This is a genomic window from Kosakonia pseudosacchari (genome assembly GCF_900184035.1).
GTDB classification, from domain to species: domain Bacteria; phylum Pseudomonadota; class Gammaproteobacteria; order Enterobacterales; family Enterobacteriaceae; genus Kosakonia; species Kosakonia pseudosacchari.
The window spans coordinates 55,264-80,395 of record NZ_FXWP01000009.1 but is presented as its reverse complement, the minus strand read 5'-3'; the positions used below and the strand labels follow the sequence as shown (position 1 = coordinate 80,395).

Here is a 25,132-nt window from a genome sequence, read left to right as displayed (position 1 = left end):
TTTTGATAACAACCAAAATTGCTACAAAAGGGAAAATCTTTGAGGAGAATGGAAATAAAAAACCTCGCAGATGCGAGGTTTTTCAATTCATTACCGAAGGGCAGCCCAGACAATCTGTCCCCAGAAAAGAAGGGAAACAGAAAAAGCGGCTAACCATGACCAATATTTCATTCCGCAATCATTACTCATAAATTTATTACCAGAAAATCTATTCATTAAAACTGAGTCATTACTCAATTCATTTATGCTGTGTATTAATTAAAGAGTACAAAAGAACGCATCAATGAATAGCCGGGATAATTTCCCCTGTTTATTCTGATGATATATTTATTGTTTTTTGATGTCGTCTTCAGAGAAGCTGTCAATAAAAGCTTGCTGCTGCGGCGTCAGCTTCCAGGAAGCCGGAATAGTGGTCACAGGTTTCTTTTTCGCTTTAGCTGGCGTGTCATGTAACTGACATACTTGCTTAACCGGTTCGAATCGACCTGCTATAGCCATTTTAACCCCAGAATTTCCAGATCAATAACGCAACGACTGCCCAAAACACGGCAGAGCCAAGAAATACCGCCAGCCAGGCTTTACGCTTAAGCTCAGGGTCCCTTTGCGGCTCTTCACTTCCTGATGGCATTGCTAACCTCGTACAATCGACATCACTTATCATTTTGGGTACCAACAATCGGTGTAATTAATCATGAGATGAGACAAATCCTAAAAGAACTTTAGCCGAAAATCCAGTGAATTTACTCACCAATTCCAAAGAAATATTTAATCTTTTGACCCGAAATAAATTATTGAAGTAATAAATTTGCAGAGCGGCAATTTAGTTTCTATTTTTGTCGCTAAATAGTGACAGTGTCGGCTTTAAAATTGTGAAGGCAATCACCCTGAAAGGTGATTGTATCAAAGATGAAGATAATTCTAATTTGGCTTTAGGAGACATTATGGGTATCTTTTCGGGCGATAAGATACCCTCCGGCATTATTTCTGCGGCAACTTAATATCTTTAAACATGGCTTCTATATCTTCATTAGAACGCAACGCCACAGCTGCATCGACAACATCGCGCGTTAAATGCGGCGCGAAGCGCTGAATAAAATCATACATATAGCTACGCAGGAAGGTGCTGCGACGGAAACCTATTTTTGTGGTGCTGTGACTGAAGATCTCATGCGCATCGAGCTTAACAAGGTCCGGATCGGAGATCGGATCCACCGCCATGCTGGCAATAACCCCTACCCCCAGCCCCAGTCTGACATACGTTTTGATAACGTCCGCATCTGTCGCGGTAAAAACAATTCGTGGCGTCAATCCGGCACGATTAAACGCCGTATCGAGCTCCGAGCGGCCGGTGAAGCCAAAGGTGTACGTCACCAGCGGATATTGCGCCAGCTCGTCGATACTGACGGATTGCTTAGATGCCAGCGGGTGATCGGGTGTCACCACAATTGAACGATTCCAGTGGTAGCACGGTAACATGACCAGATCATCGTAAAGATGCAATGCTTCAGTAGCGATGGCGAAATCAGCATTGCCTTTAGAAACCGCTTCAGCAATCTGTGTTGGCGATCCCTGATGCATGTGTAATGAAACGCGCGGATAACGTTCGATAAACCCTTTAATCACATTCGGCAGTGCATATCGCGCTTGTGTATGCGTGGTAGCGACATACAGCGAGCCTTTATCCGGCCAGGTGTGTTCCCCCGCCACCGATTTAATTGCGTCAACTTTGGACAATACTTCACGCGCAATGCGGATGATTTCCTGTCCGGCGGGCGTTACCTGAGTGAGGTGTTTGCCACTGCGGGCGAAGATTTGTATGCCGAGTTCATCTTCCAGCATGCGGACTTGTTTACTGATGCCAGGCTGAGAGGTATAGAGCCCTTCCGCCGTGGAAGAGACGTTGAGGTTGTGATTCACCACCTCGACGATATAACGAAGCTGCTGTAGTTTCATAACAGACCATCCGAAGTACGCAAACGGGGTTATCGCTTAATACGATTTGATAATAAAAAAGCGGTTAGCTATAACAACTATATCATTTATAGCTTCCGTGTATAGCAGCGAACAAAGAATAATAACGCGCAAATAAAAAGGGCCGGAAAACCGGCCCCTGAAGGTATATGGCTGAAAACACTACTTTTTAGCTTCAGTCCATTTATTGTCGATATAAAACGCTGACCACCCGGTCGCTTTCCCGTCTTTTTCCGAAGCAACATATTGCTGCTTGGTCTTACGGCTAAAACGCACAATGGTTTTATTGCCTTGCGGATCTTCCTGCGGCGCGTCCGCAAGATAGCGCAGTTTTTCCGGCAAACGGTCGCGGAAGCGGTACAGTTCTTCTACCAGAGGTGCACGTGTTTCGCGAGATTTCGGGAACGTATTCGCCGCGAGGAACACACCGGCCGCGCCATCACGCAGAACAAAATAGGCATCCGATTTTTCGCACGGCAGTTCCGGCAACGGTACCGGATCCTCTTTCGGCGGTGCCACTTCACCATTACGCAGGATCTTACGCGTGTTTTTACATTCATCGTTGGTGCACGCCATATACTTACCAAAACGCCCCATTTTCAGGTGCATTTCAGAACCGCATTTTTCACACTCAACGATTGGGCCGTCATAGCCTTTGATGCGGAATTCGCCCTCTTCAATCTCGTAGCCATCGCAGGTCGGGTTATTACCACAAACATGCAGTTTACGCTTCGGATCGATCAGGTAGCTGTCCATCGCTGTACCACATTTCTGGCAACGACGTTTAGCACGCAGCGCGTTGGTTTCCGCGTCTTCGCCTTCCAGCACATTGAGCACTTCGTTTTCCGGCACCAGGTTAATGGTGGTTTTGCAGCGCTCTTTCGGCGGTAACGCATAGCCGGAACAGCCAAGGAAAACCCCGGTGCTGGCGGTGCGAATACCCATTTTACGGCCACATGTCGGGCAGTCGATGCTGGTCAGCACCATCTGGTTCGGACGCATACCGCCCGCTTCAGGATCTTGTTCAGCTTGTTCCAGTTGGCGAGAGAAATCGCCAAAGAAGCTATCCAGCACCTTGCGCCATTCGGCTTCGTGGTTCGCCACGCGGTCGAGGCTGTCTTCCATCTGTGCGGTAAAATCGTAGTTCATCAGTTCGCGGAAATTCTCTTCCAGACGATCGGTAACAATTTCACCCATTTTTTCCGCGTAGAAACGGCGGCTTTCAACACGTACATAGCCCCGGTCCTGAATGGTCGAGATGATCGACGCATAGGTAGACGGGCGGCCAATACCACGTTTTTCCAGCTCTTTTACCAGCGAAGCTTCGCTAAAACGCGCAGGCGGCTTAGTAAAATGCTGCGCCGGCGTTAACTCGATAAGCGAAAGGACATCGCCTTTATTCACCGCAGGCAACGTACGATCCTCATCGCCTTTGCGCAGCGCGGGCATGACTTTTGTCCAGCCATCAAAACGCAGGATACGACCACGAGCTTTAAGACGGAAATCGCCCGCGCCGACAGTCAGCGTTGTGGAATCATACTGCGCAGGCGTCATCTGACAGGCGACAAACTGGCGCCAGATCAGCTGATAAAGCTTCTGCGCGTCGGCTTCCATGTCTTTTAACGATTCAGCTAACACCGCGACATCAGAAGGACGAATAGCTTCGTGCGCTTCCTGAGAATTCTCTTTGCTGGCGTACTGATTGGCATTCTCCGGCAAGTACTTTTTACCGAAGTTATCAGTAATATAGCTGCGCACCATCGACACAGCGTCCTGACTCAGGTTTGTCGAGTCGGTACGCATATAGGTGATGTAGCCCGCTTCATACAGACGCTGCGCCATCATCATGGTTTTCTTCACGCCAAAACCCAGACGCGTACTGGCGGCCTGTTGCAGCGTAGAAGTAATAAAGGGTGCGCCCGGCTTGCTGCTGGTCGGTTTATCTTCCCGCTCCAGCACTGTATAACGCGCTTTTTCCAGCAGGCTGACCGCCGCCATGGTTTGCTCGCGATTAACCGGACGAAAGGCTTTATCACCTTCATGGGTCACCTGCAGCGGCAGCGTATCGCCATTCGGCGTTGCTGTGGCGGCATCAATTTCCCAGAACTCTTCCGGCACAAACGCTTTAATTTCGCGTTCACGCTCAACAACCAAACGCACGGCTACGGACTGTACACGGCCAGCGGAAAGGCCGCGGGCAATTTTCTTCCACAGCAGTGGAGAGACCATGTAGCCCACCACGCGGTCCATAAAACGGCGCGCCTGTTGAGCATTCACACGGTCAATATTCAGTTCGCCCGGCTTTTCAAAAGCCTGACGAATCGCATTCTTGGTAATTTCGTTAAACACGACACGGCTGTAGCGTTTCTCATCGCCACCGATCACTTCCCGCAGATGCCACGCAATGGCTTCCCCTTCGCGGTCAAGGTCGGTTGCGAGATAGATGTGGTCGGCTTTTTCCGCCAGCGACTTCAGCTCGGAAACCACCTTCTCTTTGCCTGGCAGCACTTCATAATGTGCATCCCAGTTGTGCCATGGGTCGATCCCCATGCGATTGACAAGAGCGCCGCGTTCATCCTTTTTAGGCTTCTTAGCCGTTTTGGCGGAGGCTGAGTCTGCGCTCTTTTTGGGTGCTGAGCCACTGGTCGGCAAATCACGGATATGACCAACGCTGGATTTAACCACATAGTCATTACCCAGATATTTATTGATCGTTTTGGCTTTTGCCGGGGACTCAACGATAACGAGAGCTTTACCCATATTCACCTTTACCTAATTAAATTCTTCCAGAAATTCGTCGCATGTCGCTTCAGACCCACCGGCGACGAGCATTCAATATTGCGGCGGCGTCAATGGATATCAACCCTTTTTTTAACAAAGCGCGTAAAACGGAGCGTTCAGGTGACTGAGTTTACAGGCTTTTTCGCGCCAGGGCGGAGTAGCACAACGATATTCTGGTCGAATGTCAAGCAAATCTGTTGCCAGATTGACGAAAGCGTCACACTGTACCTGATAAAATTTGTTACGCAACTTTATTAGCATGCAAAGGCGGATCGCGCCAGCACAACGACCGGGCAAAACCCTTGCAAAAACAGGGAAAATTTGCCCGGGAACCGGGCCAGCGGTAAACTGACGAAATTTTTGAAGGAGTAGAAAAATGCAAGAGACATCTCAGCCAATCGATCGCCAGTCTCTGCTTGAACTGGCTAACCGACTTATCAGTGAGCATGAAGACACGCTATCCGGTATCGTCGCCACCGGCGTCAGCCAGCGTAACGGCGTGCTGGTTTTCAGCGGCGAGTATTTTCTTGATGAGCAAGGCTTACCGACGGCGAAAAGCACAGCGGTATTCAATATGTTCAAATACTTAGCTCATGAGCTTTCTGAAAAATATCATCTGATCGACTAAAGAAAACGCGAGGCCTGAGCCTCGCGTTTTTTACATCATCGGTTTTTGCCCGCGCTGCCACCAGCGCATCAACAAGTGATCGATGCTTTCCATCGCACTGCCCGTAAACCGCTCCATCAGTTTTTTACGTTGCTGATAACGCACGCCAATCACTTCGTGATCTTCGATAAGACCCAGTAACAGATCGTCGCTAGTGCCAATGGCGTCAATCAACCCTTTATCAAGCGCCTGGGAGCCGTACCAGTGCTCGCCCGTCGCCACGCTTTCAATATCCAGTTCAGGCCGCATCTGGTGAACAAAACCTTTAAACAGATCGTGAGTTTCGTTCAGGCTCTCGCGAAATTTCTGCCGCCCTTCTTCCGTGTTTTCGCCAAGCAGTGTCAGAGTACGTTTAAACTGACCCGCCGTGTGCAGCTCAATGTCGATCTCTTTGCCTTTGAGGAAGCGGTTAAAGTTGGGGATCTGCGCTACCACGCCGATAGAACCAATAATTGCGAACGGTGCTGCGACAATTTTATCGGCCACACAAGCCATCATATAGCCGCCGCTGGCAGCCACTTTGTCGACAGCGATAGTCAATGGAATATGCTTATCACGCAGACGTTGTAACTGGGAAGCGGCAAGACCGTAACCATGTACCACGCCTCCCGGGCTTTCAAGACGCACTACAACTTGATCCTGCGGTGTTGCCACTGCCAGCACTGCGGTTATCTCTTCACGTAATGCGTTGACTTCGCCCGCGTCCATGCTGCCTTTAAAATCGAGCACATAGGCACGCGGTGTGCCTTTTTCTTGCTGTTCACTGTCCTTCGCCTTCGCTTTTGCCGCTTTCGCTTCCAGCTTCAGTTTTTTCTTCTGCGCTTTGTGCCAACGTTTCTGTTGGTGCTCATCCAGCAAGGAGACTGACATCTCCTCTTGCATCTCTTTATATTGCTCACTCAAACGGGTGACTTTCAGCTCTCCCCGCTGGCGTTTGCGCTGTGTCAAATTAACAATCAGCACGGCTACAACAGCTATCGCCACGACCACAGTCGCGATTTTGGCCAGAAACAGGCCATACTCAGACAGTAATTCCATGCATACCACCTCGATTACACCACTCGACAATCGCACCAGTGTACATGAGCGATGCTGGCACGTCTCGCGTAAGCCATTGGTACAATGTGCCATGTTGCTGAATTTTTTCGTAAAGGTCGCGTAACCTTCCCGCAGGCTGATTGAAATAGCCCTCTGTTTAAGGCATAAAGCCAACATGTGAAGGCGATAACAGGCCCTGGCCTGAGGAGAGAGTGTGTATTATCAGCCACAACGCGATTTGTTAAACGATCGCATTATTCTGGTGACCGGTGCCAGCGACGGCATCGGTAAAGAAGCGGCGCTGACCTACGCCCGCCACGGCGCGAGCCTCATTTTACTGGGCCGAAACGAAGCGAAATTACAGCAAGTTGCGCGCGAGGTTGAACAAGAAGGCCAGCGCGCACAGTGGTTTACCCTCGATATGGCAAATTGCACCCCGGAAATGTGCCAGCAACTGGCCGATGCCATTGCGGCGACCGTGCCGCGCCTGGACGGTGTATTACATAATGCCGGTTTGCTCGGGGATGTCGCGCCAATGAGCGAGCAGGTTCCCTCCGTCTGGAACGAGGTGATGCAAGTCAACGTTAATGCCACCTTTTATCTCACTCAGGCGCTTCTTCCTTTATTACTTAAATCGGACTGCGGCTCTCTGGTTTTCACCTCCTCGAGCGTTGGACGCCAGGGACGTGCCAACTGGGGCGCTTACGCTGTGTCGAAATTTGCCACCGAAGGGATGATGCAGGTACTGGCCGAAGAGTATCAAAACCGTGTGCGGGTCAACTGTATTAACCCTGGCGGTACGCGCACCAAAATGCGTGCCAGCGCCTTTCCGACCGAAGATCCAGATAAATTGAAAACCCCCGCCGATATTATGCCGCTTTACCTGTGGCTGATGGGCGATGACAGCCGCCGTAAAACCGGGATGAGTTTTGATGCCCAACCGGGGCGCAAACCAGGAATTTCACAATGAGCGAAGAACGCTATCAGCAGCGCCAGCAGCGCGTAAAAGAGCGTGTCGATGCGCGCGTCGCCGCCGCGCAGGATGAACGCGGGATCATTATTGTCTTTACCGGGAACGGCAAAGGGAAAACCACCGCCGCGTTCGGTACTGCAACACGCGCCGTCGGCCATGGAAAAAAAGTGGGCGCGATTCAGTTTATCAAAGGGACGTGGCCGAATGGCGAACGCAACCTGCTGGAGCCACTGGGCGTGGAATTCCAGGTGATGGCAACCGGTTTTACCTGGGATACACAAAACCGCGAAAGCGACACTGCCGCATGCCTGGAGGTCTGGCAACATGCCGAACAAATGCTGGCCGATCCTGCGCTTGATATGGTGCTATTGGATGAACTGACCTATATGGTGGCTTATGATTACCTGCCGCTGGAAACGGTACTGGAGGCGTTACGCAAACGCCCGGCAAACCAGACGGTCATAATCACCGGACGCGGCTGCCACCGCGATATTCTTGACCTGGCAGATACTGTCAGTGAATTACGCCCGGTGAAACACGCTTTTGAGGCGGGAGTGAAAGCACAACAAGGTATAGACTACTGACGCAATGTAAGCCTTCGGTCATCGAAAGCGGAGCTTTTTTGTCTCAGCAAGCCGAGCCGGAAATTTTAACAAGCAACGTCTGACAACAGGTGAGATTTCACGCAAGCGATCAGGTTGAACCAAATCAGATCCACATCCGCTGGCAAGGGTTTTCGGCTCGCAACAAAAAAGGGGCTTTCGCCCCTTTTCTCTTATTCTTTATAAAAATCAGTCGTTTTTATTACGTGAACTGCCGGGACGACGACCTCCACCGGACTTGCCAGCCGGTTGGCTGTGGCGTTTCACCGCACGACGGATCTGGTTCGCTTTCATGCGACGGCGATCCTTCTCCACGGCCACTTTGGATTGCGTTTCCGCGTCCAGTCCCACCAGCTCACGCAGGTAGTTGGTTTGTGCTAAATCCAGCTCCGTCCAGCCGCCGCGCGGCAAGCCTTTTGGCAGCGGAATATCACCGTAACGTACGCGGATCAGGCGGCTGACCTGTACGCCAACCGCTTCCCACAGGCGACGCACTTCACGGTTACGCCCTTCAGTCAGGGTGACGTTGTACCACTGGTTAATGCCTTCGCCCCCGCTGAACTTGATGGTTTTGAACGCCGCCGGGCCATCTTCCAGCTGCACACCACGCGACAGATCGCGCAATTTCGCGTCATCGACTTCGCCAAAGACTCGGACGGCGTATTCACGCTCAACTTCACGGCTCGGGTGCATCAGGCGGTTCGCCAGTTCACCATCGGTGGTAAACAGCAACAGGCCGCAAGTATTAACGTCGAGGCGACCTACCGCGATCCAGCGCGCACCGCGCAGTTTCGGCAGACGATCAAAAACAGTCGGGCGCCCTTCCGGATCGTTACGCGTACAGAGTTCACCTTCCGGTTTGTAGTACGCCAGCACGCGGCAGATCTGCTCCACGGACTCTTTCACCGAAATGAGGTGACCATCGATGCGAATTTTCAGACCCGGCGTCACTTCCACGCGATCGCCCAGCGTGGCGATTTTGCCGTCCACGCTTACGCGGCCAGCCTCAATAATAGATTCGATTTCACGGCGGGAACCGTGGCCAGCTCGCGCCAGCACTTTTTGTAGTTTCTCGCTCATAGAGCTTCCTTCAGGTGTCGCCTTCACAGGCGTCGAATAGGGTCATCAGGTCGGCGAAGCCGCTGCTGAAATGGCCGCGTAGTATAGCGGCTTGCGCCACTATAAGAAAGGCTTAACGTCGCCAACCCCTTCGCGAATAACCTCCGGTGTTGATTCAGTTAAATCCACCACCGTCGTTGGTTGTTGACCGAGATAGCCACCGTGGATAATTAAATCCACCACTTTTTCCAGCCGATCTTTAATTTCATCCGGATCGGATTCGGTAAAATCACTGCCGGGCAGCATTAACGAGGTGGAAAGCATCGGCTCGTTGAGCGTTTCCAGCAGCGCCAGCGCAATCGGGTTTGACGGCACGCGCAGACCAATCGTTTTACGTTTTTCCTGTAATAAACGGCGCGGCACCTCTTTTGTACCTTTCAGGATAAACGTGTAATTGCCAGGCGTATTATTTTTAATCAGGCGAAAGGCCACATTATCGACAAAAGCATAGGTCGACAGTTCCGATAAATCACGGCACATCAGCGTGAAGTTGTGGCCATCCGGCAGGTGGCGAATGCGGCAAATACGCTCCATCGCCCCCTTGTCTTCAATTTTGCAGCCCAACGCATAACCGGAATCGGTGGGATACACGATGACGCCGCCTTTACGCACAATTTCTACCGCCTGGTTAATCAAACGCGGCTGGGGGTTTTCCGGATGAATATAAAAAAATTGACTCATACTTCCCTCTCTCAGTTCTGTTGCGGCTGCTCCCATTTCAGCCATACGCCATCAACGCCGGCCGGAAGCCAGAGTTTGCGCCCCAGTTCAATCCATGGGCAAGGCTGATGGAAATCCGACCCTTGCGACGCCAGTAAACCAAACTGACGGGCATACGCGGCGAGCTGCGTTCGCTCGTTGGGAGCCTGCTGGCATTGGGCGACTTCCATCGCCTCACCGCCGCACTGTGCAAAATACGCCAGCAGTCTTTTCAGCCATTTAGCAGAAAGGTTATAGCGACCAGGATGGGCCATTACTGCCGTTCCGCCAGAATGATGAATCACATCAATAGCTTGTTCTATTGTACACCACTGGGGAGGAACGTATCCCGTTTTCCCCCGTGCAAGATACTTTTTAAACACATCGGCAATATTGCTCGCTTTGCCCTGTTCCACCAGGAAACGGGCAAAGTGCCCGCGCGTTACGTTCGCCCCCTGAGCCAGCCGTTGAGCGCCTTCCCACGCACCGGGAATGTGCGCTTTTTCTAAACGTTCAGCAATCAGCTTCGCCCGCTGAACCCGGCGTTCAGATTGCGCCTGCAAAAAAGTGCGCATCGCCGGGTGGTCAATATCAATATTCAGACCAACAATATGTATTTCGTGATTTTCCCAGACGGTGGAGATCTCCACACCGCTGATAAGCTGTAAATCCAGCCCGGCGCGGACAATTTCCGCACGGGCAACAGGAATGGCATCGGTGGTATCGTGGTCGGTTATTGCCAGCGTACCGACGCGCATTTCAATCGCGCGATGCACCAGTTGTTCGGGGGAAAGCAGACCATCAGAGGCCGTCGTATGGCTGTGAAGATCGTAAATAATGGCGTAATTCGTGTCGCTCAAAGCGGCTCCGCTAATTCATCAGGACGTCGGTTTGTCGCCTATCATACAGTCCAGAGAATATTTTCTGAATTCGAGGTTGACTTTCTTTTCCTGAACCAGTTAACTAGTACGCAAGTTCACACAACAAGGTATCGCAAACATGAATGCACATTTCTCTGTTACTCGCTGGTGGCGCACTCCCTGACAAGGGCTGTGAGATCACGTGCGCATTCAGCATACCGATACCAGGCCCGCTCATCCAGCGGGCTTTTTTTTGAACAAAATAAATAATGAGAGCGACTATGCAAACGCAAAAACCAGCACTCGAACTGCTGACCAGCAACGCCAGCTACCGCAGTAACCCGACGGCGCTGTTCCATCAATTGTGCGCCACCCGCCCGGCAACGTTGCTACTGGAATCAGCAGATATAGACAGTAAAAGCGACTTAAAAAGCCTGTTGCTGGTTGATAGCGCATTGCGTATCACCGCGCTGGGTGACACTGTCACCATTACAGCATTAACTGAAAATGGCGCCGCACTGCTGGTGCTGCTGGATAACGCCCTTCCGGCCGGTGTTGAAAACACCCTGCTGCCCGAAGGTCGCGAACTGCGGTTCCCGCCGGTCAGCAGCCTGCTGGACGAAGATGCACGTCTCTGCTCGCTTTCCGTGTTTGATGCTTTTCGCTTGTTACAAAACCTGGTCGATGTCCCTGCCGATGAACGCGAAGCCATGTTTTTTGGCGGCTTGTTCGCGTATGACCTGGTGGCCGGTTTTGAAGACTTACCGCAGCTGACGCACGATCGCCGTTGCCCGGACTACTGCTTTTATCTCGCCGAAACCTTACTGGTGATCGACCACCAGAAACAGCAAACGCGTATCCAGGCCAGCTTATTTACCCCTTCCGCACAGGAAAAAGACCGCCTGCTTCAGCGCATCGACACCCTGCGCCAGCAGTTGGATCGGCCCGCCGAGCCGTTGCCGGTCGAGAAAGTTGAACATATGCGCTGCGACTGCAACCAGAGTGATGAAGAGTACGGCGCAGTGGTTCGCGACATGCAAAAAGCGATTCGCGCGGGCGAGATTTTCCAGGTGGTGCCTTCTCGCCGCTTCACCCTACCTTGCCCTTCGCCGCTGGCTGCTTATGAAGTGTTAAAAAAGAGCAATCCCAGCCCGTACATGTTCTTCATGCAGGATAACGATTTCACCCTGTTCGGAGCCTCCCCGGAAAGCTCGCTGAAATACGACGCCAGCAACCGCCAGATTGAGATCTACCCTATTGCCGGCACACGTCCACGGGGACGCCGCGCGGATGGTTCGCTGGATCGCGATCTTGACAGCCGCATTGAGCTGGAGATGCGTACCGACCACAAAGAGCTGTCAGAACACTTAATGCTGGTGGATCTGGCGCGCAATGATCTGGCGCGCATCTGCACACCCGGCAGCCGCTATGTCGCCGATTTGACCAAAGTCGATCGCTACTCTTACGTCATGCACCTGGTTTCACGCGTGGTGGGTGAACTGCGTCAGGATCTTGATGTTCTGCACGCCTACCGCGCCTGCATGAACATGGGCACCCTGAGCGGTGCGCCGAAAGTGCGTGCAATGCAGTTAATTGCTAAAGCGGAGGGCGCGCGCCGCGGTAGTTACGGCGGTGCGGTGGGTTATTTCACTGCGCATGGCGATCTGGATACCTGCATCGTGATTCGTTCTGCGTGGGTGGAGGATGGCGTGGCAACGGTACAGGCAGGCGCTGGTGTAGTGCTGGATTCCGTTCCGCAATCTGAAGCCGATGAAACCCGTAATAAAGCCCGCGCGGTTCTGCGCGCTATCGCCACCGCACACCACGCTCAGGAGACTTTCTGATGGCTGACATTCTGCTGCTTGATAATATCGATTCCTTTACTTACAACCTGGCGGATCAGCTGCGTGCGAGCGGACATAACGTGGTGATTTACCGTAACCATGTTCCGGCGCAGACCTTGATTGACCGCCTTCAGACGATGCAAAACCCGGTGCTGATGCTTTCACCTGGCCCGGGGGCACCTTCTGAAGCGGGCTGCATGCCGGAACTGCTTACGCGGATGCGCGGCAAGTTACCGATTATCGGCATCTGCCTCGGTCACCAGGCGATTGTTGAAGCCTATGGCGGCTACGTCGGCCAGGCGGGTGAAATCCTGCATGGTAAAGCCTCAAGTATCGAACACGATGGCCAGGCCATGTTCGCGGGCTTAAGCAACCCGCTTCCCGTTGCGCGTTACCACTCGCTGGTGGGCAGTAACATCCCGGCAGGATTAACCATCAATGCCCACTTTAACGGCATGGTGATGGCGGTACGTCACGACGCCGATCGCGTGTGTGGTTTCCAGTTCCACCCGGAGTCGATTTTAACCACGCAAGGCGCACGTTTGCTGGAGCAAACCCTGGCCTGGGCGCTGCAAAAACTGGAGCAGACGAATACCCTGCAACCGATTCTGGAAAAACTCTATCAGGCGCAAACGCTCAGCCAGCAGGAGAGCCACCAGCTTTTCTCTGCGGTGGTACGCGGCGAGCTGAAGCCGGAACAACTGGCGGCCGCACTGGTGAGTATGAAAATTCGCGGTGAGCATCCCAATGAGATCGCCGGAGCCGCCACCGCACTGCTGGAGAATGCCGCGCCGTTCCCGCGCCCGGACTATGCTTTTGCCGATATTGTCGGCACGGGTGGCGACGGCAGCAACAGCATCAATATTTCCACCGCCAGCGCATTTGTCGCCGCTGCGTGCGGGCTGAAAGTCGCCAAACACGGCAATCGCAGCGTTTCGAGCCGTTCCGGATCTTCGGATTTGCTGGCGGCATTTGGTATCAATCTGGACATGAATGCCGATAAATCGCGTACCGCGCTGGATGAGCTGGGTGTCTGTTTCCTGTTTGCACCGAAGTATCACACCGGTTTTCGCCACGCAATGCCGGTACGCCAGCAGTTGAAAACCCGAACCCTGTTCAACGTGCTCGGCCCGTTGATTAACCCGGCGCATCCGCCGCTGGCGCTGATCGGCGTCTACAGCCCGGAGCTGGTGCTGCCGATTGCCGAAACCCTGCGCGTACTCGGTTATCAGCGTGCGGCGGTCGTGCATAGCGGCGGCATGGACGAAGTATCACTGCATGCACCTACACTGGTTGCTGAATTGCACGATGGCGAAATCAAAAGTTACCAACTCACCGCTGCCGATTTTGGCCTGACGCCGTACCATCAGGAGGCACTGGCGGGCGGTACACCGGAAGAAAACCGTGACATTCTGACACGCTTACTCCAGGGTAAAGGTGAGGCCGCACATGAAGCCGCCGTCGCCGCCAATGTCGCCATGTTGATGCGTCTGCACGGTGATGAGGATTTACAGGCTAATGCGCAAAAAGTTCTGGATGTGCTGCACAGCGGAGCAGCCTACGACAAAGTCACCGCACTTGCGGCAAGAGGATAAAAAATGCAGACCGTTTTAGCGAAAATCGTCGCCGACAAAGCCGTATGGGTAGCGGCGCGCAAGGAGCAACAACCGCTGGCCAGTTTTCAGAACGATGTCGTGCCAAGCACGCGTCGCTTCTACGATGCCCTGCAAGGTGCGCGGACAGCGTTCATTCTGGAGTGCAAAAAAGCCTCGCCCTCCAAGGGCGTGATCCGCAATGATTTTGACCCGGCACGCATTGCAGCTATCTACAAAAATCATGCGTCGGCGATTTCCGTGTTGACGGATGAAAAATATTTCCAGGGCAGTTTTGATTTTCTGCCGATTGTCAGCGGCATCGCGCCGCAGCCAATCCTGTGCAAAGACTTTATTATTGACGCTTATCAGATTTACCTGGCGCGTCACTACCAGGCAGACGCGTGCCTGCTGATGCTTTCGGTACTCGACGATGAGCAGTATCGCCAGCTTGCCGCTGTCGCGCATAGCCTGAATATGGGCGTGCTGACGGAAGTCAGTAATGAAGAGGAATTGCAACGCGCTATCGCGCTGGAAGCGAAAGTGGTCGGCATCAACAACCGTGACCTGCGCGACCTTTCCATCGATTTGAACCGCACCCGTGAACTCGCACCGCGCCTTGGCACAGGTGTGACAGTTATCAGCGAATCTGGCATCAACACTTATGCCCAGGTGCGTGAACTCAGCCATTTTGCCAATGGGTTTCTGATTGGTTCCGCGCTGATGTCCCATGACGATCTTGATGCGGCGGTGAAACGCGTTTTGCTGGGTGAAAACAAAGTCTGCGGGCTGACCCGCCCGGAAGATGCGCAGGCAGCACATCAGGCCGGTGCCATTTACGGTGGCTTGATCTTCGTTGCCAGTTCTCCGCGCGCCGTAACGCAAGCGCAAGCGCAAGCGGTGAAACAGGCCGCACCGCTGCAATATGTCGGGGTGTTCCGCAATGCAGATCCAGAAGAGGTAGTGGCTAACGTTATCGCGCTGGATCTGGTTGCCGTCCAACTGCATGGCGATGAAGATCAGGCCTATATCGATACGCTGCGCGAGCGTCTGCCAGCGAAGACGCAAATCTGGAAAGCGCTCAGCGTTGGCGACAGCCTGCCCGAGCGGCGCTTCCGGCACGTCGATAAATACGTGTTTGATAACGGCCAGGGCGGCAGCGGCAAACGTTTTGACTGGTCCCTACTGGCAGGCGAGCCACTGGATAACGTGATTCTGGCCGGAGGCCTGAGCGCAGACAATTGCGTGCAGGCGGCGAAAACCGGCTGTGCCGGACTCGATTTTAATTCAGGCGTGGAGTCGGAGCCGGGTATCAAAGATGCCAGCAAACTGGCCTCGGTTTTCCGCACACTACGCGCTTATTAAGGAAAGAAGATAATGACGACACTACTGAATCCCTATTTTGGCGAGTTTGGCGGAATGTTCGTTCCGCAAATCCTGATGCCGGCGCTGCGCCAGCTCGAAGAAGCCTTTGTCAGCGCACAGAGTGATGCCGAGTTTCAGCAACAATTTAACGACCTGCTGAAAAACTACGCCGGACGCCCGACCGCGCTGACCAAATGCCAGAACATTACCGCCGGCACGCGCACCACGCTTTACCTCAAGCGTGAAGATTTGCTGCACGGCGGCGCGCACAAAACCAACCAGGTGCTGGGTCAGGCGCTGCTGGCAAAACGCATGGGCAAAACCGAAATTATCGCCGAAACGGGGGCGGGTCAGCATGGCGTGGCCTCGGCGCTGGCGAGCGCCCTGCTTGGGCTGAAATGTCGCATTTATATGGGCGCGAAAGATGTGGAGCGCCAGTCACCTAACGTGTTCCGCATGCGCTTAATGGGTGCGGAAGTGATCCCGGTACATAGCGGCTCCGCCACGCTGAAAGATGCCTGTAACGAGGCGCTGCGCGACTGGTCTGGTAGCTATGAAACCGCGCACTATATGCTGGGAACGGCGGCGGGTCCGCACCCTTTCCCGACCATTGTTCGCGAATTCCAGCGCATGATCGGCGAAGAGACCAAAGCGCAGATCCTCGAAAAAGAGGGGCGTCTGCCGGATGCCGTTATCGCCTGCGTGGGCGGTGGTTCTAACGCGATCGGTATGTTTGCCGACTTTATCGACGAAACCTCGGTCGGCCTGATTGGTGTGGAACCGGCAGGTCACGGTATTGAAACTGGCGAGCACGGCGCACCGCTGAAACATGGCCGCGTGGGCATCTATTTTGGCATGAAGTCACCGATGATGCAGACAGATGAAGGCCAGATTGAAGAGTCTTACTCCATCTCTGCAGGTCTCGATTTCCCGTCTGTTGGGCCGCAGCATGCCTACCTCAACAGTACCGGGCGTGCCGACTATGTTTCCATCACCGATGACGAAGCGCTGGACGCATTCAAAACCCTGTGCCGTCATGAAGGCATCATTCCGGCGCTGGAATCCTCGCACGCCCTCGCCCATGCGCTAAAAATGATGCGCGAGAACCCGGACAAAGAGCAGTTGCTGGTGGTGAACCTTTCCGGGCGCGGCGACAAAGACATTTTTACCGTACATGACATCCTGAAAGCGCGAGGGGAAATCTGATGGAACGCTATGACAATTTATTCAAACAGCTAAACGCGCGCAAAGAAGGTGCATTCGTTCCCTTCGTCACGCTGGGCGATCCCTCCCCGGAACAGTCGCTAAAAATCATTGATACGCTGATTGAAGCGGGCGCGGATGCGCTGGAACTGGGGATCCCGTTTTCCGATCCGCTGGCTGACGGCCCGACCATTCAGAACGCCACGCTGCGCGCTTTTGCTGCTGGAGTGACACCGTCACAATGCTTCGAAATGCTGGCGGCCATTCGCCAGAAGCACCCGACAATCCCTATTGGCTTGCTGATGTATGCCAACCTGGTTTTCAGCCGGGGTATTGACGAATTCTATGCCCAGTGTGCAAAAGTCGGCGTTGATTCCGTGCTGGTGGCAGATGTGCCGATTGAAGAGTCCGCACCGTTCCGCCAGGCGGCGTTGCGCCACAATATCGCGCCTATCTTTATTTGCCCGCCAAACGCGGACGACGATTTGCTGCGCCAGATTGCCTCTTATGGCCGGGGGTATACCTATCTGCTTTCGCGCGCCGGGGTAACAGGCGCGGAAAACCGTGCGGCGCTGCCACTGCACCATCTGGTGGAAAAACTTACCGAGTATCACGCTGCGCCTGCGCTGCAGGGCTTCGGTATTTCCGCACCAGATCAGGTTAGCGCAGCCGTAGAAGCGGGCGCCGCCGGGGCGATTTCCGGTTCAGCGATTGTGAAAATCATCGAGAAAAATCTCGCCAACCCGACGGCAATGCTGGCTGAACTGAAAGCCTTTGTGCAGAGCCTGAAAGGCGCTACTTTACCGCGTTAACCTCCCGCACCGCCTGTTGATGCAGGCGGTGCTCTTTCCTGTTTATCTCCCCGTTTTCCTGGCGCATTGTTAAAAGGTTCATCTTTTCTGTGGAATAATAATCCGAAAATTTAGGATGCCGATAAAAACACCATGCGTGAGATCCCTGATTCTGGCTGGCAACGTCGCTGGCTGGCCCTGCTGCTGACCGGGTTACTTTCCGGTGCGGTGGGCATGTTGATTGCCCTTCTGCTGCATGCCATCCAGCACCTCGCTTTCGGTTATAGCCAGCAATCGCTGATTGGTGGCGCCCCCTTTCTGCAGGGCGTAACGGATGCCAGCGCCCTGCGCCGTTTTGCTTCTCTTACTGCTGCGGGTGTGGTGGCAGGCTGGGGCTGGTGGCTGCTGGCGCGCTATGCAAAAAAACGCGTTAGCGTGGTCGCTGCGCTAAAAGATGTTCAACGCCCGATGCCCGCTTTCACCACCTTAACCCATGCGTTGTTGCAAGTTGTCACCGTAGCGATGGGCTCACCGCTCGGGCGGGAAAGCGCCCCGCGTGAAGTCGGCGCTCTGTTTGGCAAAAGAGTTGCAAGGCATATTGGATTAAATGCACAAGAGACCAGACTATTGATCGCCTGCGGCGCAGGTGCCGGGCTGGCGGCGGTGTATAACGTCCCGCTGGCGGGCGCGATTTTCACCCTTGAGGTTCTGCTGGTCACGATAAGTTGGGATGCGGTCATTGCCGCCATTGTTACCTGCGCGCTTGCCGCATTTGTGGCGTCGCTGGTGCTGGGCAACGAGCGACAGTATCTCTTTACCGCTCCCACAGCGCCCCTCTCTTTGATTATCTGGGCGACCCTGTCCGGCCCGTTGTTCGGCTATGCCGCCAGTCTGTTCCGGCGGATGACAAAAAGCGCGCGGGCGCAGGTGAAAAGCAACTGGCAGATGCCAGTCTTCTGTTTTATCGCTTTTGCCTGCCTCGGCTTGCTCGCTATCTGGTTTCCACAATTACCAGGCAATGGCCGCGGACCGGTACAACTGAGTTTCGGCGGAGGCGTTACGCTGCCGCTGGCGGCAATGTTGATCGGGTTGAAAGTGCTGAGTATCTGGATGGTACTGCGTAGCGGAGCCGAAGGTGGCCTGCTCACGCCAGGGCTGGCGATCGGAGCCCTGCTGGGCGCGTTGATGTTCCTGCTGGTGGGGCAATTTTTCCCCGATGGCAGTATGGCGGAATTCGCCCTGACTGGCAGCGCGGCTTTTCTCGCCTCATCCATGCAAATGCCACTCACCGCCATTGTGCTTTTGATGGAATTCACCGGCATGGATTTCAGTTTTTTTGTGCCGTTGACCCTCTGTGTAGCGGGTGCGTATATGACCTGCCGCTATTGCGAGTAGCGCGTTCGGGGCGTTCGTTTATGGCGCGGGATGATGTGCCAGCGGGCTTTGTCACGAATACGCCGATAGCGGTGCGAAAGCGTGCGACAGGTTGGCATTCGTAATGCGTCATCTAATTTTCGGCCTCGCAATATTGTCTCTGCGTTTCGTTGCTTAAGACGCACAGGATTGCTTGCGGAGCTCTCTGGGTCTGATGTGCGTAGCGTGATGGTGTTGGAAGCGGTTAAATAGGCTGGTGATAGGGCGTAGAAATGCGTGGAAACTGGTTATCGGGAAACCAGTTTCCACAATACGCTTAAAACCGGTAGCCAGCAGAGAACATAAACACCCACGGATCCAGGCGAGTATGTACGCTTTGTTGCTCACCATTGGCTTTAAAACGCACATCCGTATCGATATCCATCCACCAGACTGACATATTAATCAGCCAGTTGCGGTTGATTAAGTAATCCACACCGGCTTGTCCCGCCACGCCCCAAGAGTCTTTCAGGCTCAAATCCGACAGCCCGGCCGCTTTCCCGGTATCGTTAAATTTCTCATCAAAGAAAGTGGTGTAGTTTACCCCTGCCCCAAGGTACGGGCGCAGTTTGCTCTGTGAATCACCGAAATACCACTGCGCCATTAATGTCGGCGGCAAATGGTGCACAGTAGCGATGTCGCCGGTTGGACCGGTGCCAACGCGGTGGCGAAACGGCGTCGCGGCGAGTAATTCAACGCCGATGTTGTCGGTCGCCATCCAGCTCATCGTAACGCCAAGTTGGGTGTTATTGCTGACATTAAAACTGCCCAGAGCGCCTAAAACGTTATCAGAACCTTCCGTCGGACGTACCGTCGCAGAACCGGCTCGAATGAAAAACTCGCCAGCTTCATGCGCGTATACCCCTGTCGAAAGACTACTCAGGATCAATGCTGCCACGGCTAACTTCTTCATATCCACTCCATGTTTAAGGTTTTTATCGCGCCGTGAATATACCTATAACTGAGTACAAAGTGATCCAACACAGATCACACTTAACCCCGTAATTTAACATTCATTGATCTGGGTTAATTTTCACTGCTCGTTACACTCATTAACTTTTGTATTTAAATCAATTTTCGCTTTGTGAGATGGTTAAAAAAATACCTGTTCGTCCATCTTGTGCTCATTCTGCAGCAGCGATAATTTATTGGCCTGACAATTTATGTTGATGCGTCGTTAAGTGCAGGTGCGCTATGAGTGATATGAATCCGTGCATGTCGTGCGGAGCCTGTTGTGCGTATTTTCGAGTCTCTTTCTATTGGGCTGAAGCGGATGACGCTGGCGGCCCTGTCCCGGCTCATCTCACCGAGCCGCTAACCCCCTTTCTGCGCTGTATGAGCGGAACCAACCAAAAGCAGAGCCGCTGCACGGCGTTACAAGGTACGCCAGGCGAGTCGGCCAGTTGCAGTATTTATGAGAACAGACCGTCGCCCTGCCGGGAATTTGCGATGTCCGGCGAAGACGGAAAGGTCAATGAAGCCTGCGATCGTGCTCGCGCGCGCTACGGTTTAGCGCCTCTTTACAAAGATATGCTTTTCCATACAAGCAGCGATGCTGCCACTGAGCGTGTATTCGGGGTACAATTGCCCGCAATTTAACACCGCTATACTCAAGGAGAGTGCATGTCTATCACGGCGAAGTCCGTTTACCGTGACACGGGGAATTTTTTTCGTAATCAGTTCGTTACTATTCTTCTGATTGCGTTGCTTTGTGCGTTTATCACGTTCTTGCTTGGGAGCGCCTTTAAACCCAGTGATGAGCAACTCTCCATTCTAAGTGAAGGGGATAATCTTGCAGGCAGCGTCGGGTTGTTTGAACTGGTGCAGAATATGACGCCGGAGCAGCAACGAGTGCTGCTGCGCGCCTCTGCAGCGTCGACATTTTCCGGCCTTGTTGGCAATGCCATTCTCGTTGGTGGCGTACTGCTGATGATCCAGATGATTTCTGCGGGTCAGCGCATTAGCGCCTTGCGGGCGATTGGTGCCAGTGCGCCACTGTTGCCGAAGCTATTTTTACTCATCCTGCTGACCACGTTTATCGTGCAAATCGGCATTATGTTCGTGATTGTCCCGGGCGTCATTCTAGCGATCCTGCTCGCTTTCGCCCCGGTGATACTGGTGCAGGATAAAACAGGGATTTTTGCTGCCATGCGTAACAGCATGCGCCTTGCCTGGGCGAATATGCGTCTTGTCGCGCCGGCGGTGATAGGTTGGTTGCTGGCGAAAACATTACTGCTGCTGTTCGCACATAACTTTGCGGTATTCACTGTGGAAGGAGGCGAAGTCATTGCCAATACGCTGAGCAACCTGATTTCAGCGGCGCTGCTGGTTTATCTGTTCCGCCTCTATATGTTGATGCGTTCGTGATTGTTCCGGTTGCCCGCGCCTGCGGGCACCCCCTTATGATGGAATCGTAGAATGAAGCAGTTTCTTGATTTTCTGCCGTTGGTGGTCTTTTTCGCCTTTTACAAACTGTACGATATCTATGCGGCGACCACGGCGCTGATTATCGCGACCGCTATCGTGCTGATTTACAGCTGGGTGCGTTATCGCAAAGTAGAAAAGATGGCGCTGATTACTTTTGTGCTGGTCGCCGTATTCGGCGGGCTGACCCTTTTCTTCCATAACGATGAGTTTATCAAATGGAAGGTGACGGTGATTTACGCCCTGTTCGCTGCCGCGCTGCTCTTCAGCCAGTGGGTCATGAAAAAGCCGCTGATCCAGCGCATGCTTGGCAAAGAGATCGCGCTGCCGGAGGCCGTTTGGGGCAAACTGAACATCGCCTGGGCTCTGTTTTTTATTTTGTGTGGTCTGGCGAACATCTACATTGCCTTCTGGCTGCCGCAAAATATCTGGGTGAATTTCAAAGTGTTTGGCTTAACCGCCCTGACGCTACTCTTCACCGTGTTAAGCGGTGTTTATATCTACCGCCATATGCCCGCGCAGGACGACAAATCCTGAGACTAAAAGCCAGGCCAGCGCGCCTGGCTTTTTTCTTTCCGAACGCCCCGCATTCGTAGTAGCATCCCGCCATAAATCCCTCATAGCAGAAGAGATAACAATGACAACCCCTCAGGACACTCCCCAGGGAGAGCTTGTTTTACGCACATTAGCAATGCCAGCAGACACCAATGCCAACGGCGATATTTTCGGCGGCTGGTTAATGTCACAAATGGATATTGGCGGGGCAATACAAGCCAAGGAAATTGCGCATGGTCGCGTGGTGACGGTGCGCGTTGACGGCATGACTTTTCTTCGCCCGGTCGCGGTGGGCGACGTGGTGTGCTGTTATGCACGCTGCGTTAAACGAGGCAACACCTCAGTGACCATTAATATTGAAGTGTGGGTGAAGAAGGTCTCATCCGAGCCAATTGGTCAGCGTTATAAAGCCACGGAAGCGCTGTTTATTTACGTCGCCGTGGATAACGAAGGTAAACCACGCCCGCTACCGCAGGACTAAGAAAAAAGCCTCCTTGCGGAGGCTTTTTTTATTCCATTGAAGCGCCGCCATTCAGGCGGAACACAATATTCACAATTAATCCCGAACCCGGTTTCCCGGACTCATAACGCCATTTTCGCATTGCCGCTTTTACTTCGCGCTCAAACATATTCGCTGGTTGCGCCGACAATACTTCAACGTTCTCAACGCGGCCATCAGCGGTGACATCAAACTTCACTTTTACCCGGCCTTCAATACGCAGCGCTTGTGCGCGAGCCGGATACTGCGGCTGATTGCGGCTCAGCGCACGCGGGCCGGCTGGAACCGCTGGCGCTGGCTGGGTTGCCGCCGACGGCGTCGGATTCGCGACCGGACGCGCGGGCGCGTTATTCTGGAACGGCGAGGCCGGTTGCGGCGTTACCGGTTTCACTTCGCGCTTCGGCTGCTCGATCTTTTTCTCCGGTTTCGGTTTTGGCTTAGGTTTTGGCTGCGGTTTGGGTTTTTCAATCACCACTGGCGCTTCTTTCGGTGGCTCAGGAACGGGTTCCGGCTCGGGTTCCGGTTCAGCCACCGGCTCCGGCGGTTGAGCAACCTGGGGAGGCTCCAGATCGGCAGGCGAAACCATCGTTACCGTAATAGGCTGCGCGGGCGCAGGAAGTTCAACGACCTGATGTACCGATGTATAGAGCAGACCCGCCACGACGGCGCCGTGAATACCGACGGACAATAGCGTTGGCCAGGGAAAGCGGCGAGGTAAATCAAGAGTCATTGAAGTCATAATCGTGTCAGTTAAAAATCCAGAGCTAGATTTTAAATGCAAATAGCAATCATATTCAACAAGCCAACGTATGCGCGGGTGATTTAGTCGGGTAAATGGATAAAAAAGCCGCATAGTTTGCATGGATGTTACTGCCTCGGCCATCTTTACATTGCAGTCGTTTCACCTTTCACATAGGGTATGGCTTTCTTATTCTGTAAGGAGTTCTGCCCGTGCTGTACGTTATTTTTGCTGAAGATATTGCTGACTCGCTCGAAAAACGTTTGTCCGTGCGCCCTGCCCATCTGGCAAGACTGCAACTGCTGCACGATGAAGGCCGCCTGCTGACTGCTGGCCCAATGCCGGCTGTCGACAGCAACGATCCAGGGGCTGCGGGTTTCACTGGCTCGACGGTGATTGCTGAGTTTGAATCGCTGGAAGCGGCGAAGTCCTGGGCAGAAGCCGATCCTTACGTCGCTGCCGGGGTTTATCAGAACGTAACGGTGAAGCCGTTCAAGAAAGTATTCTAAAAAGAAAAGACCCGCCCCGGCGGGTCTTTTTCGTTACTGGTGGTTCAGAACCAGGCGACACTTCACATCCTGCTGGTGGGTTCAGCGCCTACGCAAATCGCGGCGTATTAGCGCAAACACCCACCTGTTGCGAAATATATATCAACAGGCTGATCGCTGAGGTCTGGCATTTTATTATTTAATGCCCAATGCTTTTGGAAAAAAGATTAATAATCACCACCCCGGCGATAATTAACCCCATCCCCATGATTGCCGGCATATCCAGTTTTTGCCCGTGAACCAGCCAGCCAGCAAGACCTATCAGCACAATACCCGCACCTGACCAGATGGCATAAATCACCCCGGTAGGAAGAGTGCGCATAGTAATTGTCAGACACCAGAATGCAATGCAATACCCGGCGATGCTGATAATAGCGGGTAACAAACGGGTAAAGCTGTCGGAAGATTTCAGCGCCGTGGTGGCAATAACTTCCATCACAATGGCGATACTGAGAAAAATAAAGGCTTCTTTATTCATATAGGTTACCGGACAATTTAACGTTTACTGAGCGCCAGACGGGCGGCAAACAGCAAAAAGACCATGCCCGTACACCGATCCATCCAGCGTATGACTTTTTCTTTACGCAGGAATGACGCTAATGGGCGCGTGGCAGTAATCAACAGCGTCGACCAGAAGGTGCCCAGGAAAAGATGAATAAAAACCAGGCCAAACGTCCATGCGATCGGCGGTTGTCCCTGCGGGATAAACTGCGGCAAAAATGAGACATAAAAAATGCCCACTTTCGGGTTAAGCACATTGCCGAACATCCCTTTGATAAACCAGTTCTGCGATTTTGTTTCGCTTGTAGCTACTGAAACAAACGATCGGCGCGGGCGCAGCAACATATTCAGACCCAACCAGCATAAATAGGCGGCACCGCAATATTTGAGGATGTTGTACGCCAGTTCAGACACGGCGATCAGCGCGCCCAGGCCAAATGCCACCATTGCGCCCCAGATAAGGCAACCGGTGTTGATTCCCATCTGTGCTTTAAACGCCTCTTTGCGCCCTTCAACTGTCGCGGTGCGCAGTATCAGCGCCGTGTCCAGCCCCGGTGTTAATGTCAAAAGCGTGGCGGCGAAGGTAAAAGCCAGCAGACTATCCATTACCGACATACGGCAATTCCCTCTTTAGCATTAAGCCCAGAAACGATCGCGGGCACCTGTTCGGTGCCCGGATTTTAAAGATCGTAAATAGCGAATAACAGCACATTACGATGACGGTTTACGCCACATTTCCTGATGGCGTGGATGCGCATATTGCGACGTGATTGCGCTTCCAGCCAGCGTGCTTTACGGCGGCTCATCTGCCGCAGCATACGCCAGCGCCCCACTTCCGTTCGACTACGCTTCATTTTTACAACTCAAAACTTAACAGAAACGCCATTATAGTCCGTCAACTTCGCCAGGCCAGCGCTTTTCAGCGTTTTTATTTGCCAGATGAATGCG

The 25,132-nt window shown here is 53.2% G+C and carries 28 protein-coding genes and 1 other annotated feature; of the genes, 14 read left to right on the top strand and 14 right to left on the bottom strand.

What is annotated here, in order from left to right; genetic code table 11:
- Nucleotides 1-90 precede the first annotated feature (90 nt).
- The 5 genes from ymiC to topA all read right to left on the bottom strand — a co-directional run bounded on the left by ymiC (nt 91) and on the right by topA (nt 4,731).
- On the bottom strand, nt 91-189 hold the full coding sequence (gene ymiC / locus BN2591_RS24665; protein WP_244172986.1) for a small membrane protein YmiC: 99 nt from the start codon (nt 187-189) through the stop codon (nt 91-93).
- A gap of 138 nt (nt 190-327) precedes the next feature.
- Nucleotides 328-498 (bottom strand): hypothetical protein, encoded by a 171-nt coding sequence (locus tag BN2591_RS24555; RefSeq protein ID WP_086868683.1) that lies wholly within the window; start codon nt 496-498, stop codon nt 328-330.
- Between the two features lies 1 nt (nt 499).
- Nucleotides 500-661: a YmiA family putative membrane protein gene (locus BN2591_RS02430; protein WP_082071763.1), complete on the bottom strand. Its 162-nt coding sequence runs from the start codon at nt 659-661 to the stop codon at nt 500-502.
- Between the two features lie 317 nt (nt 662-978).
- Nucleotides 979-1,953 (bottom strand): HTH-type transcriptional regulator CysB, encoded by a 975-nt coding sequence (gene cysB / locus BN2591_RS02425; RefSeq protein WP_016495871.1) that lies wholly within the window; start codon nt 1,951-1,953, stop codon nt 979-981.
- A 180-nt stretch (nt 1,954-2,133) separates the two neighbouring features.
- Nucleotides 2,134-4,731: a type I DNA topoisomerase gene (gene topA, locus BN2591_RS02420; RefSeq protein ID WP_086868681.1), complete on the bottom strand. Its 2,598-nt coding sequence runs from the start codon at nt 4,729-4,731 to the stop codon at nt 2,134-2,136.
- Between the two features lie 397 nt (nt 4,732-5,128).
- On the opposite strand from topA, the gene BN2591_RS02415 reads away from it, so the two are divergent.
- Nucleotides 5,129-5,380, top strand: a complete 252-nt coding sequence (locus BN2591_RS02415; RefSeq protein WP_086868679.1) for a YciN family protein — start codon at nt 5,129-5,131, stop codon at nt 5,378-5,380.
- A gap of 30 nt (nt 5,381-5,410) precedes the next feature.
- Here the strand turns inward: BN2591_RS02415 and sohB are convergent, their stop codons facing one another.
- Nucleotides 5,411-6,457, bottom strand: coding sequence for a protease SohB (gene sohB / locus BN2591_RS02410; protein WP_086868677.1), 1,047 nt, complete (start codon nt 6,455-6,457; stop codon nt 5,411-5,413).
- A gap of 214 nt (nt 6,458-6,671) precedes the next feature.
- Between sohB and BN2591_RS02405 the strand changes: the two genes are divergently transcribed.
- Nucleotides 6,672-7,427 carry a YciK family oxidoreductase gene (locus BN2591_RS02405; RefSeq protein ID WP_086868675.1) on the top strand — a complete coding sequence of 252 codons (756 nt, stop codon included), beginning with the start codon at nt 6,672-6,674 and terminating at the stop codon, nt 7,425-7,427.
- A complete protein-coding gene (gene cobO / locus BN2591_RS02400) occupies nt 7,424-8,014 on the top strand; it encodes a cob(I)yrinic acid a,c-diamide adenosyltransferase (protein WP_086868674.1) in 591 nt (196 codons plus the stop codon). The genes BN2591_RS02405 and cobO overlap by 4 nt, the downstream gene beginning before the upstream one ends.
- 207 nt (nt 8,015-8,221) lie before the next feature.
- Here the strand turns inward: cobO and rluB are convergent, their stop codons facing one another.
- From rluB to rnm, 3 genes are all read right to left on the bottom strand, one after another.
- The gene (gene rluB, locus BN2591_RS02395; RefSeq protein WP_086868673.1) at nt 8,222-9,112 is read right to left on the bottom strand and encodes a 23S rRNA pseudouridine(2605) synthase RluB; all 891 of its coding nucleotides are present in this window, start codon (nt 9,110-9,112) and stop codon (nt 8,222-8,224) included.
- A gap of 99 nt (nt 9,113-9,211) precedes the next feature.
- Nucleotides 9,212-9,832 carry an L-threonylcarbamoyladenylate synthase gene (locus tag BN2591_RS02390; protein WP_016495863.1) on the bottom strand — a complete coding sequence of 207 codons (621 nt, stop codon included), beginning with the start codon at nt 9,830-9,832 and terminating at the stop codon, nt 9,212-9,214.
- Between the two features lie 11 nt (nt 9,833-9,843).
- Nucleotides 9,844-10,725, bottom strand: coding sequence for an RNase RNM (gene rnm, locus BN2591_RS02385; RefSeq protein WP_086868672.1), 882 nt, complete (start codon nt 10,723-10,725; stop codon nt 9,844-9,846).
- Between the two features lie 145 nt (nt 10,726-10,870).
- Nucleotides 10,871-10,965: a sequence feature (Trp leader region), on the top strand.
- 26 nt (nt 10,966-10,991) lie between these two features.
- Here rnm and BN2591_RS02380 point away from each other — a divergent pair.
- The 6 genes from BN2591_RS02380 to BN2591_RS02355 all read left to right on the top strand — a co-directional run bounded on the left by BN2591_RS02380 (nt 10,992) and on the right by BN2591_RS02355 (nt 18,900).
- The gene (locus BN2591_RS02380; protein WP_086868671.1) at nt 10,992-12,554 is read left to right on the top strand and encodes an anthranilate synthase component 1; all 1,563 of its coding nucleotides are present in this window, start codon (nt 10,992-10,994) and stop codon (nt 12,552-12,554) included.
- On the top strand, nt 12,554-14,149 hold the full coding sequence (gene trpD, locus BN2591_RS02375) for a bifunctional anthranilate synthase glutamate amidotransferase component TrpG/anthranilate phosphoribosyltransferase TrpD (protein ID WP_086868670.1): 1,596 nt from the start codon (nt 12,554-12,556) through the stop codon (nt 14,147-14,149). The genes BN2591_RS02380 and trpD overlap by 1 nt, the downstream gene beginning before the upstream one ends.
- A gap of 3 nt (nt 14,150-14,152) precedes the next feature.
- Nucleotides 14,153-15,511, top strand: a complete 1,359-nt coding sequence (trpCF, locus tag BN2591_RS02370; protein ID WP_086868669.1) for a bifunctional indole-3-glycerol-phosphate synthase TrpC/phosphoribosylanthranilate isomerase TrpF — start codon at nt 14,153-14,155, stop codon at nt 15,509-15,511.
- A 12-nt stretch (nt 15,512-15,523) separates the two neighbouring features.
- Nucleotides 15,524-16,717 (top strand): tryptophan synthase subunit beta, encoded by a 1,194-nt coding sequence (trpB, locus tag BN2591_RS02365; RefSeq protein WP_086868667.1) that lies wholly within the window; start codon nt 15,524-15,526, stop codon nt 16,715-16,717.
- Nucleotides 16,717-17,526, top strand: a complete 810-nt coding sequence (gene trpA / locus BN2591_RS02360; protein WP_086868665.1) for a tryptophan synthase subunit alpha — start codon at nt 16,717-16,719, stop codon at nt 17,524-17,526. Before trpB ends, trpA begins: the two co-directional genes overlap by 1 nt.
- A gap of 132 nt (nt 17,527-17,658) precedes the next feature.
- Nucleotides 17,659-18,900: a chloride channel protein gene (locus BN2591_RS02355; RefSeq protein WP_162842148.1), complete on the top strand. Its 1,242-nt coding sequence runs from the start codon at nt 17,659-17,661 to the stop codon at nt 18,898-18,900.
- Nucleotides 18,901-19,195: 295 nt separating this feature from the next.
- Here the strand turns inward: BN2591_RS02355 and ompW are convergent, their stop codons facing one another.
- A complete protein-coding gene (gene ompW, locus BN2591_RS02350; RefSeq protein WP_086868663.1) occupies nt 19,196-19,831 on the bottom strand; it encodes an outer membrane protein OmpW in 636 nt (211 codons plus the stop codon).
- A 281-nt stretch (nt 19,832-20,112) separates the two neighbouring features.
- On the opposite strand from ompW, the gene BN2591_RS02345 reads away from it, so the two are divergent.
- The 4 genes from BN2591_RS02345 to yciA all read left to right on the top strand — a co-directional run bounded on the left by BN2591_RS02345 (nt 20,113) and on the right by yciA (nt 22,378).
- On the top strand, nt 20,113-20,517 hold the full coding sequence (locus tag BN2591_RS02345; protein ID WP_086868661.1) for a YkgJ family cysteine cluster protein: 405 nt from the start codon (nt 20,113-20,115) through the stop codon (nt 20,515-20,517).
- Nucleotides 20,518-20,541: 24 nt separating this feature from the next.
- A complete protein-coding gene (locus BN2591_RS02340; protein WP_086868658.1) occupies nt 20,542-21,285 on the top strand; it encodes a YciC family protein in 744 nt (247 codons plus the stop codon).
- Between the two features lie 51 nt (nt 21,286-21,336).
- Entirely contained in the window at nt 21,337-21,879 is a 543-nt protein-coding gene (locus BN2591_RS02335) for a septation protein A (RefSeq protein WP_016495852.1), read from the top strand.
- A 100-nt stretch (nt 21,880-21,979) separates the two neighbouring features.
- Nucleotides 21,980-22,378 carry an acyl-CoA thioester hydrolase YciA gene (gene yciA / locus BN2591_RS02330; RefSeq protein ID WP_086868656.1) on the top strand — a complete coding sequence of 133 codons (399 nt, stop codon included), beginning with the start codon at nt 21,980-21,982 and terminating at the stop codon, nt 22,376-22,378.
- Between the two features lie 28 nt (nt 22,379-22,406).
- Here the strand turns inward: yciA and tonB are convergent, their stop codons facing one another.
- Nucleotides 22,407-23,126, bottom strand: coding sequence for a TonB system transport protein TonB (gene tonB / locus BN2591_RS02325; protein ID WP_167372799.1), 720 nt, complete (start codon nt 23,124-23,126; stop codon nt 22,407-22,409).
- Between the two features lie 221 nt (nt 23,127-23,347).
- Between tonB and BN2591_RS02320 the strand changes: the two genes are divergently transcribed.
- Complete coding sequence (locus BN2591_RS02320; protein ID WP_016495849.1) at nt 23,348-23,644, top strand: YciI family protein; 297 nt, start codon at nt 23,348-23,350, stop codon at nt 23,642-23,644.
- Between the two features lie 178 nt (nt 23,645-23,822).
- Here BN2591_RS02320 and BN2591_RS02315 read toward each other — a convergent pair whose 3' ends face one another.
- The 3 genes from BN2591_RS02315 to BN2591_RS02305 form a co-directional block, all read right to left on the bottom strand.
- A complete protein-coding gene (locus BN2591_RS02315; RefSeq protein ID WP_086868654.1) occupies nt 23,823-24,161 on the bottom strand; it encodes an SMR family transporter in 339 nt (112 codons plus the stop codon).
- A 17-nt stretch (nt 24,162-24,178) separates the two neighbouring features.
- Nucleotides 24,179-24,799 (bottom strand): LysE family translocator, encoded by a 621-nt coding sequence (locus BN2591_RS02310; protein ID WP_086868651.1) that lies wholly within the window; start codon nt 24,797-24,799, stop codon nt 24,179-24,181.
- Between the two features lie 65 nt (nt 24,800-24,864).
- Complete coding sequence (locus BN2591_RS02305) at nt 24,865-25,038, bottom strand: YciY family protein (protein WP_017457170.1); 174 nt, start codon at nt 25,036-25,038, stop codon at nt 24,865-24,867.
- Between the last annotated feature and the right edge of the window lie 94 nt (nt 25,039-25,132).

Coding starts and splice junctions, on each gene's coding strand:
- ymiC (WP_244172986.1), bottom strand. CDS start 189: ATGAGTAATGATTGCGGAATGAAATATTGGTCATGGTTAGCCGCTTTT.
- BN2591_RS24555 (WP_086868683.1), bottom strand. CDS start 498: ATGGCTATAGCAGGTCGATTCGAACCGGTTAAGCAAGTATGTCAGTTA.
- BN2591_RS02430 (WP_082071763.1), bottom strand. CDS start 661: ATGATAAGTGATGTCGATTGTACGAGGTTAGCAATGCCATCAGGAAGT.
- cysB (WP_016495871.1), bottom strand. CDS start 1,953: ATGAAACTACAGCAGCTTCGTTATATCGTCGAGGTGGTGAATCACAAC.
- topA (WP_086868681.1), bottom strand. CDS start 4,731: ATGGGTAAAGCTCTCGTTATCGTTGAGTCCCCGGCAAAAGCCAAAACG.
- BN2591_RS02415 (WP_086868679.1), top strand. CDS start 5,129: ATGCAAGAGACATCTCAGCCAATCGATCGCCAGTCTCTGCTTGAACTG.
- sohB (WP_086868677.1), bottom strand. CDS start 6,457: ATGGAATTACTGTCTGAGTATGGCCTGTTTCTGGCCAAAATCGCGACT.
- cobO (WP_086868674.1), top strand. CDS start 7,424: ATGAGCGAAGAACGCTATCAGCAGCGCCAGCAGCGCGTAAAAGAGCGT.
- rluB (WP_086868673.1), bottom strand. CDS start 9,112: ATGAGCGAGAAACTACAAAAAGTGCTGGCGCGAGCTGGCCACGGTTCC.
- BN2591_RS02390 (WP_016495863.1), bottom strand. CDS start 9,832: ATGAGTCAATTTTTTTATATTCATCCGGAAAACCCCCAGCCGCGTTTG.
- BN2591_RS02380 (WP_086868671.1), top strand. CDS start 10,992: ATGCAAACGCAAAAACCAGCACTCGAACTGCTGACCAGCAACGCCAGC.
- trpD (WP_086868670.1), top strand. CDS start 12,554: ATGGCTGACATTCTGCTGCTTGATAATATCGATTCCTTTACTTACAAC.
- trpCF (WP_086868669.1), top strand. CDS start 14,153: ATGCAGACCGTTTTAGCGAAAATCGTCGCCGACAAAGCCGTATGGGTA.
- trpB (WP_086868667.1), top strand. CDS start 15,524: ATGACGACACTACTGAATCCCTATTTTGGCGAGTTTGGCGGAATGTTC.
- trpA (WP_086868665.1), top strand. CDS start 16,717: ATGGAACGCTATGACAATTTATTCAAACAGCTAAACGCGCGCAAAGAA.
- BN2591_RS02355 (WP_162842148.1), top strand. CDS start 17,659: ATGCGTGAGATCCCTGATTCTGGCTGGCAACGTCGCTGGCTGGCCCTG.
- ompW (WP_086868663.1), bottom strand. CDS start 19,831: ATGAAGAAGTTAGCCGTGGCAGCATTGATCCTGAGTAGTCTTTCGACA.
- BN2591_RS02345 (WP_086868661.1), top strand. CDS start 20,113: ATGAGTGATATGAATCCGTGCATGTCGTGCGGAGCCTGTTGTGCGTAT.
- BN2591_RS02340 (WP_086868658.1), top strand. CDS start 20,542: ATGTCTATCACGGCGAAGTCCGTTTACCGTGACACGGGGAATTTTTTT.
- BN2591_RS02335 (WP_016495852.1), top strand. CDS start 21,337: ATGAAGCAGTTTCTTGATTTTCTGCCGTTGGTGGTCTTTTTCGCCTTT.
- yciA (WP_086868656.1), top strand. CDS start 21,980: ATGACAACCCCTCAGGACACTCCCCAGGGAGAGCTTGTTTTACGCACA.
- tonB (WP_167372799.1), bottom strand. CDS start 23,126: ATGACTCTTGATTTACCTCGCCGCTTTCCCTGGCCAACGCTATTGTCC.
- BN2591_RS02315 (WP_086868654.1), bottom strand. CDS start 24,161: ATGAATAAAGAAGCCTTTATTTTTCTCAGTATCGCCATTGTGATGGAA.
- BN2591_RS02310 (WP_086868651.1), bottom strand. CDS start 24,799: ATGTCGGTAATGGATAGTCTGCTGGCTTTTACCTTCGCCGCCACGCTT.
- BN2591_RS02305 (WP_017457170.1), bottom strand. CDS start 25,038: ATGAAGCGTAGTCGAACGGAAGTGGGGCGCTGGCGTATGCTGCGGCAG.